We start from the raw sequence: 6825 nt of genomic DNA on the forward strand, positions 1-6825 counted from the left end.
TGGCGTGCTTACAATAGCTTTAACTAAGGCTGATGAGTGGGTTTCGAGAGGTGCTGGCTTATCATAGGTAAGAGCAGGATCAGGCTGAAAAGGCTCCACCTTGGGTTTGTTAGTCCCAAGACAGCCGACTAGAATAAAGCAAGCTAAGAGGCCGAAACCTGTCTTAACCTTTGGTGAAGTCGTTAGATGATTTTCTGATGACATGTTAGGCAAAATCCACGGGTTCAAAGTCAGCTTCAGAGATTAAATCTGCATCAATCCCTTGTAGGATTGCGAGGTATTCGGAACCAGCCTTAATAATGGTATCGTTGACATAGTCTCCGGAACCTTGTGCCCAACTAATTTCGCCAAAAGAAAGCCCTGTGGTGAAACCAAAATCATCACTCCCATCTGTGAAGTCTGTGATGATGTCTGCATCAGAGAGTTCGCTGCCACCGTCGCCAATACGGAGGATGATTTGGTCCGAACCGCTACCTGTTGTGATGGTATCTGCGCCAGTGCCACCATCCAGAGTGTTGTCACCCGCATTCCCAACTAAGATATCATCTCCACCTTCGCCGTAAAGTTTATCATCATAGTTATTTTCACTTGCTTCATAAACTCTGCCAGAATCGTAACTCACAACCGTTTCTGCGTAAATTATGTCATCACCATCTCGGCCATACAAAATATCAGCACCAGTCAAACCAAAAATAGAATTGTTATTGGAGTCACCAATAATAGTATCACCTGTATTGGTCGTTCGATATAAAGTCCCCTCAATATTTTCAAAGTTTTCAGCTCCACCTGATGTCAAAGTAAGTGTAGCTCCACCTGTTTTGCTTTCCATAAATGAAAGAGTGTCTGTGCCTGCCCCCCCATCTAAAAGAGAACTAGAAAAACTTGCCCAATCTGGCGTTGAAAAAGAAGAAGCATTAACTTCTATCCTAACATAATCATCGCCTGCACCCATATCGATACTATCTGAGTTAAGTGGAACAAGAATTAAACGATCATTTCCACCCCCTAAATCTACTTCATATGAACCAGTAAATTCAGAACGAGTGCCTCCTAAAAAGATATACTGATTTTGGCTAGAACCGTTCACACTTACATTTGCCGATGTAGTAAATCCAAAGTTGGATATCTCCCAACTACCAAATGATGTATTGCTAAAAGAAGACGTAACTGAAGTGTCAGAATTATCTACGCTATAAATAGTTTGGTTCGTAGAATCTATAAAACTATTACGAGTATAACCTGACGAACTCCGTTCGTAGAAAGTATAAACATTACTTCCAAATGCAATCTCTTCTATGTTGCTTAAAGTAAGTATATCACCATTTAAAGCTGCCATTGATAATGTAGAATTTGCATAACTGATGGTAAAATCATCAAAACCAGTAACACCACTTTGTGAGAGAATAACTCTATCCGTTCCAGCCCCACCATCAATCGTCTTATTACCAGTACCGTCAATCGTAATGGCATCATCGCCTGATGAGGTTAATACAATATCTGTTCCAATATTTGTTGTAACTGTATCAACACCCGCCGCACCAATAAATACATCATCACCAATTGTACCTGTAAAATTTTGATTGCCAGTAGACATAGATGCAAAATCTAAATAATTCACATCTGACGCACTTATACCTTTCAATATAGCAAGGTTTTCTGCAGTGTCTGTTATAGAAATAATTGTATCATTAGCATAACTTCCAGTACCTTGTGCCCTAGTCAGCTCAGTATACAGAAGATTATTATCAAGCCCAAGCACATCAACACCATCCGTAAAGTCGGTGATGATGTCAGCATCCGTAAGTTCAGTGCCGCCATCTCCAGCTCGCAAAATAACGGTATCAGAGCCACTACCCGTCGTTATGGTATCTGCGCCAGTGCCACCATCCAGAGTGTTGTCACCCGCATTCCCAACTAAGATATCATCTCCACCTTCGCCGTAAAGTTTATCATCATAGTTATTTTCACTTGCTTCATAAACTCTGCCAGAATCGTAACTCACAACCGTTTCTGCGTAAATTATGTCATCACCATCTCGGCCATACAAAATATCAGCACCAGTCAAACCAAAAATAGAATTGTTATTGGAGTCACCAATAATAGTATCACCTGTATTGGTCGTTCGATATAAAGTCCCCTCAATATTTTCAAAATTTTCAGCTCCACCTGACGTCAAAGTAAGTGTAGCTCCACCTGTTTTGCTTTCCATAAATGAAAGAGTGTCTGTGCCTGCCCCCCCATCTAAAAGAGAACTAGAAAAACTTGCCCAATCTGGCGTTGAAAAAGAAGAAGCATTAACTTCTATCCTAACATAATCATCGCCTGCACCCATATCGATACTATCTGAGTTAAGTGGAACAAGAATTAAACGATCATTTCCACCCCCTAAATCTACTTCATATGAACCAGTAAATTCAGAACGAGTACCTCCTAAAAAGATATACTGATTTTGGCTAGAACCGTTCACACTTACATTTGCCGATGTAGTAAATCCAAAGTTGGATATCTCCCAACTACCAAATGATGTATTGCTAAAAGAAGACGTAACTGAAGTGTCAGAATTATCTACGCTATAAATAGTTTGGTTCGTAGAATCTATAAAACTATTACGAGTATAACCTGACGAACTCCGTTCGTAGAAAGTATAAACATTACTTCCAAATGCAATCTCTTCTATGTTGCTTAAAGTAAGTATATCACCATTTAAAGCTGCCATTGATAATGTAGAATTTGCATAACTGATGGTAAAATCATCAAAACCAGTAACACCACTTTGTGAGAGAATAACTCTATCCGTTCCAGCCCCACCATCAATCGTCTTATTACCAGTACCGTCAATCGTAATGGCATCATCGCCTGAGCCACCAAGGACCTGATCTGTGCCTGTTCCTGTTGAGATTGTATCATCTCCTGTTTGGGCGAGAACATAATCATCGCCCACACCGCCCGAGATTGTGTCATCCCCTAAGCCACCAACAATCTTGTCATTACCATCTCCACCATCAAGAACATCGTTGCCTGAGTAGCCGTAGAGATGATCGTTCCCAGCTTCGCCGTAGAATGTATCTACGTCCTTGCCGCCAATGACTTTATCATTGCCGCCACCCGCTTTGATCGTATCAACACCATCAAACGTCGCGATGATCTCAGATGATGCGCTGAGCGTCTCAGTATCGTTGCCTGTTGTTAGAATAGACACGGTCGCGTTCGCAAAGTTAGTGGCCGTGTCTTCACCAAAAACATCACCAATCGTGTCAGTGGAAAGCGAGATGAACGTGGCATAATCAGCAGAGATCGCATTTTGTAACGTGCTGAGGGATTTACCACTTACATAGGTCCCATCCCCATTTACCTGCACACCCAAATAAGAGATTGGATCAAAGAGCTTAGTAGCTGCGTTAGCAATCATCAGATTACTCGCAAACTGCTCAATATCCGTATTCGCTGCTGCCTTTACAACTTCTGCTGCAACAAGGTCATAAAATGTTCCAACAATTACTTTAAGCCCAGGTACATATCCATCGATATAACCCTTAATCACATCACCATTGATGCTCCAGCCTGAGCTATTTTCAACGGAATATGCGTTATACTTTGCAACAATCTCAGTCGTAATATCTGCAACGTATTTTTCCATCGTCTCAGTCGCGAGGAAGTTCACCTCACCCGTCGATCCAAGCGCACGCGTGCTGTCAGTCAAAGTGACAGACGCTGTATCGCGAGCGATAGAGCCATAAGACATTCCAGAAAGGGTCACCGAGAAGCTCTCATCACTTTCGATCACGTTGTCATTCAAAACTGGTAACGCAATCGTCTCAGACGTGAGACCTACTAAGATGGTAACTGTTCCAGTCGTCGCCGTAAAATCAGAGCCAGCAGATGCCGTATCTCCAGATTTCGCAGAAATTGTGTAGTTCAAGGTTATGTCTTCACTGTGTGCTCGGTTGAGTTGAACAACAGCCGTAGGAGTGTTGTCACCCTCATGTGCTGCAGCATCTGATATAAACGCCGTTACAGGAGACCCATCCACAATGTTCACGTTCGTATTAATAGATGTGATCGTTGACGCACTGCTGTCAGCCAATGGCAGGGTCGTTTCAACCGTTAGATTAAAACCACCAACCTTTAGGAGCGATTTAGAGCCAACACCTTCCAGTTTGTTAATGAGGCTTGCAAATTTCACATCCAGTGTGGACGGATAGTTTACCCCACCAGACGCCACAGAGATGGTGTCGCTATCTAAGTTCGCAATCGTAAAATCAACACGCCCCAAACTTGCCGAGATGTAATGTCCACTAGCTGTTTGAACAGGAACTGTAATCTGAGCACTATCGCCTGTTCCTTCCCAATTAACGGCAACCTCTAGCTCAATATAGCGTTCATTATCATCGCGAACCGCGTCAGACCCATCAACAATCTTAAATGTAATTGCCCCAGAGCCTGAACCCGTAGGTATCTTATCCAAAGCGAAGCTTAGCGTTGGAGTGTTGTACTCCCCGCTTTCATTTGCAGCATTCAGAAGGTTCTGCAGATTGAGATTAGCTGTGTTGGACAAAGCCAACTGACCGCTGGTCGTGGAAGACTGAGCACGGTTTTGAACTGTCACGCCCGTATCTGGATCATAATCGTTCCAAACAACTTCTACGTCACTTAGCTGGAATGCATTCTCAGTCGTAACAGCATCAGGAGCAACAATACGATCCGAGACGATGTCTAAAAACGCATCTGCACCAATTTTCTGATAAGTTGATGTGGCGGTACCAGCTAAAGTCGGAACACCGTTATAACCCTCAGCTACAAGTGCTTGCTGAACCAAGGCATCGACTTGATTGGCTGTGTATGCCCCAAGGCTCTCAGCACCATGTGCGAGTGCCATAACATATTGGTTGGCTTCAAACACATCTCGAGCAGCAGCAACAACATTCGCATCACTGCTTTTAAGGCTTAAAAGAGGATCGTCATTGATAATGTCTAAGTTCGCTTGCGAGGTTTCTGTAACCCCAAAATACGTCGCCACACGATCCACTGATGTACTTAAACCAACACTTGTATCATTGGCTTGCGCAAGTGAAGTCACCGTCCCAACAGGCGATGCGATGACGTTTCCAGAGGCAGTTGTCGGAACTCCAAGGCTGGTAACAATTGGAGCGTTTGTTCCAATATCAAAACCCGAGATCATCTTTAATGATGCTGTTTTGGACGCAATGATACCAGAAAGAGTGAACTCACCAGTTGAAGAAGTCACCGTAAACGGTTCACCTGCATCAAGAATATTGTCATTATCCAAATCTTGGAAGATTGTAGCTCCAGCCACATAACCATCCACGACCTTACCACCAACATCTTCAGCACTGTCTTTAACACTGAACTCTAAGTTTTTCAGAACGACAGTATTGTCGTCGTCCGTGACCTTAAGCTGAACACGATACGTATCCTGTGCTTCATAGTCAGCAGATGTTTTAATCCGTAGTTTACCATCAACAACTTCAAATTTTGCATCGTCACGCCCATTGCCACTTAAACCAACCGTAAGTGTGCCATCCTCTGCATCAGTACTGCTAACAGTAGCGGCAACTGCATTAACCGAGTTCTCTGCAATAGATGTAAGACCAGAAACAGCTATCGTTGGCGCATCATTCGCGCCTTTGATCGTGAAGCTCAGGTTCTGCGCTGTCGGCGTGTTACTTCCATCCGTAACCTGAACAGAGAACGTCTCGGTTTCAGAACTGCTTACGCCAAGTGACTGAACCGCGCTCGCTGAGTTATCCAACGTATATGTATAAGCACCCGTGGACGCATTCAGAACCAACGTTCCATACGTACCAGTGACGCTGTAACTTCCATCAACAGCCGTCTTACCAGGCATCAGATACGTCAGCGTAGCATTCTCAGGATCAGAACTGGTCAGGCTACCAGTGATCGTGCTCGCTACTGCATCCTCTGTCACAGAACCACCCGTCGGAACCGTCAACGTCGGCGCTTCATTCACATCACCAACCGAGATGCTAAACACCTTAGAGGTCGTAGCAGTACCATCAGTCGCATTAACCGTTACGCTGTAAGAAGATTTCGTCTCAAGATCAGCCGTAACTGAAGACTTCAGCTTCAGATTGTTCGAGCCATCAACTTCAAACAAAGCGCCATCGCCCGCTGCGGCAATGGTATAACTCACTGCAGTACCTTCTGCATCACTCGCGCTCAAAGCACCAACAACCGCACCAGCAGAGTTTTCAACAACACTCGTGCTGCTCAGAGCAACTGAACTGGGCGCATCATTCGCGCCTTTGATCGTGAAGCTCAGGTTCTGCGCTGTCGGCGTGTTACTTCCATCCGTAACCTGAACAGAGAACGTCTCGGTTTCAGAACTGCTTACGCCAAGTGACTGAACCGCGCTCGCTGAGTTATCCAACGTATATGTATAAGCACCCGTGGACGCATTCAGAACCAACGTTCCATACGTACCAGTGACGCTGTAACTTCCATCAACAGCCGTCTTACCAGGCATCAGATACGTCAGCGTAGCATTCTCAGGATCAGAACTGGTCAGGCTACCAGTGATCGTGCTCGCTACTGCATCCTCTGTCACAGAACCACCCGTCGGAACCGTCAACGTCGGCGCGTCGTTGGCATCTGTTATCGCAATTGTGAATGTTTTTGAGAGCGTCTTCCCACCCTCATCAGTGGATAAGATAGTGACGCTATAAGAAGCTTTAGTTTCATAGTCGGGCTGCGTTTTGAACGATAGCTCACCCGTAGCTTGATTGATGCTAAATGCTGCATGATCCGAGCCTGCTAACTTAGCAAGTGCGTAGGTCGGCTTAACCC

General features: G+C 44.5%; 2 protein-coding genes. Both read right to left on the reverse strand.

Annotation, left to right across the window (positions count from 1 at the left end; genetic code table 11):
* Positions 1 to 204: hypothetical protein (locus PFRI_RS21475; protein ID WP_217653404.1), on the reverse strand; the 204-nt coding region annotated here is incomplete at its 3' end.
* A gap of 1 nt (position 205) precedes the next feature.
* The gene (locus PFRI_RS02565; protein ID WP_342742258.1) at positions 206 to 6766 is read right to left on the reverse strand and encodes a VCBS domain-containing protein; all 6561 of its coding nucleotides are present in this window, start codon (positions 6764 to 6766) and stop codon (positions 206 to 208) included.
* Between the last annotated feature and the right edge of the window lie 59 nt (positions 6767 to 6825).

It is taken from the genome of Planktotalea frisia (assembly GCF_001890925.1).
GTDB classification, from domain to species: Bacteria; Pseudomonadota; Alphaproteobacteria; order Rhodobacterales; family Rhodobacteraceae; genus Planktotalea; species Planktotalea frisia.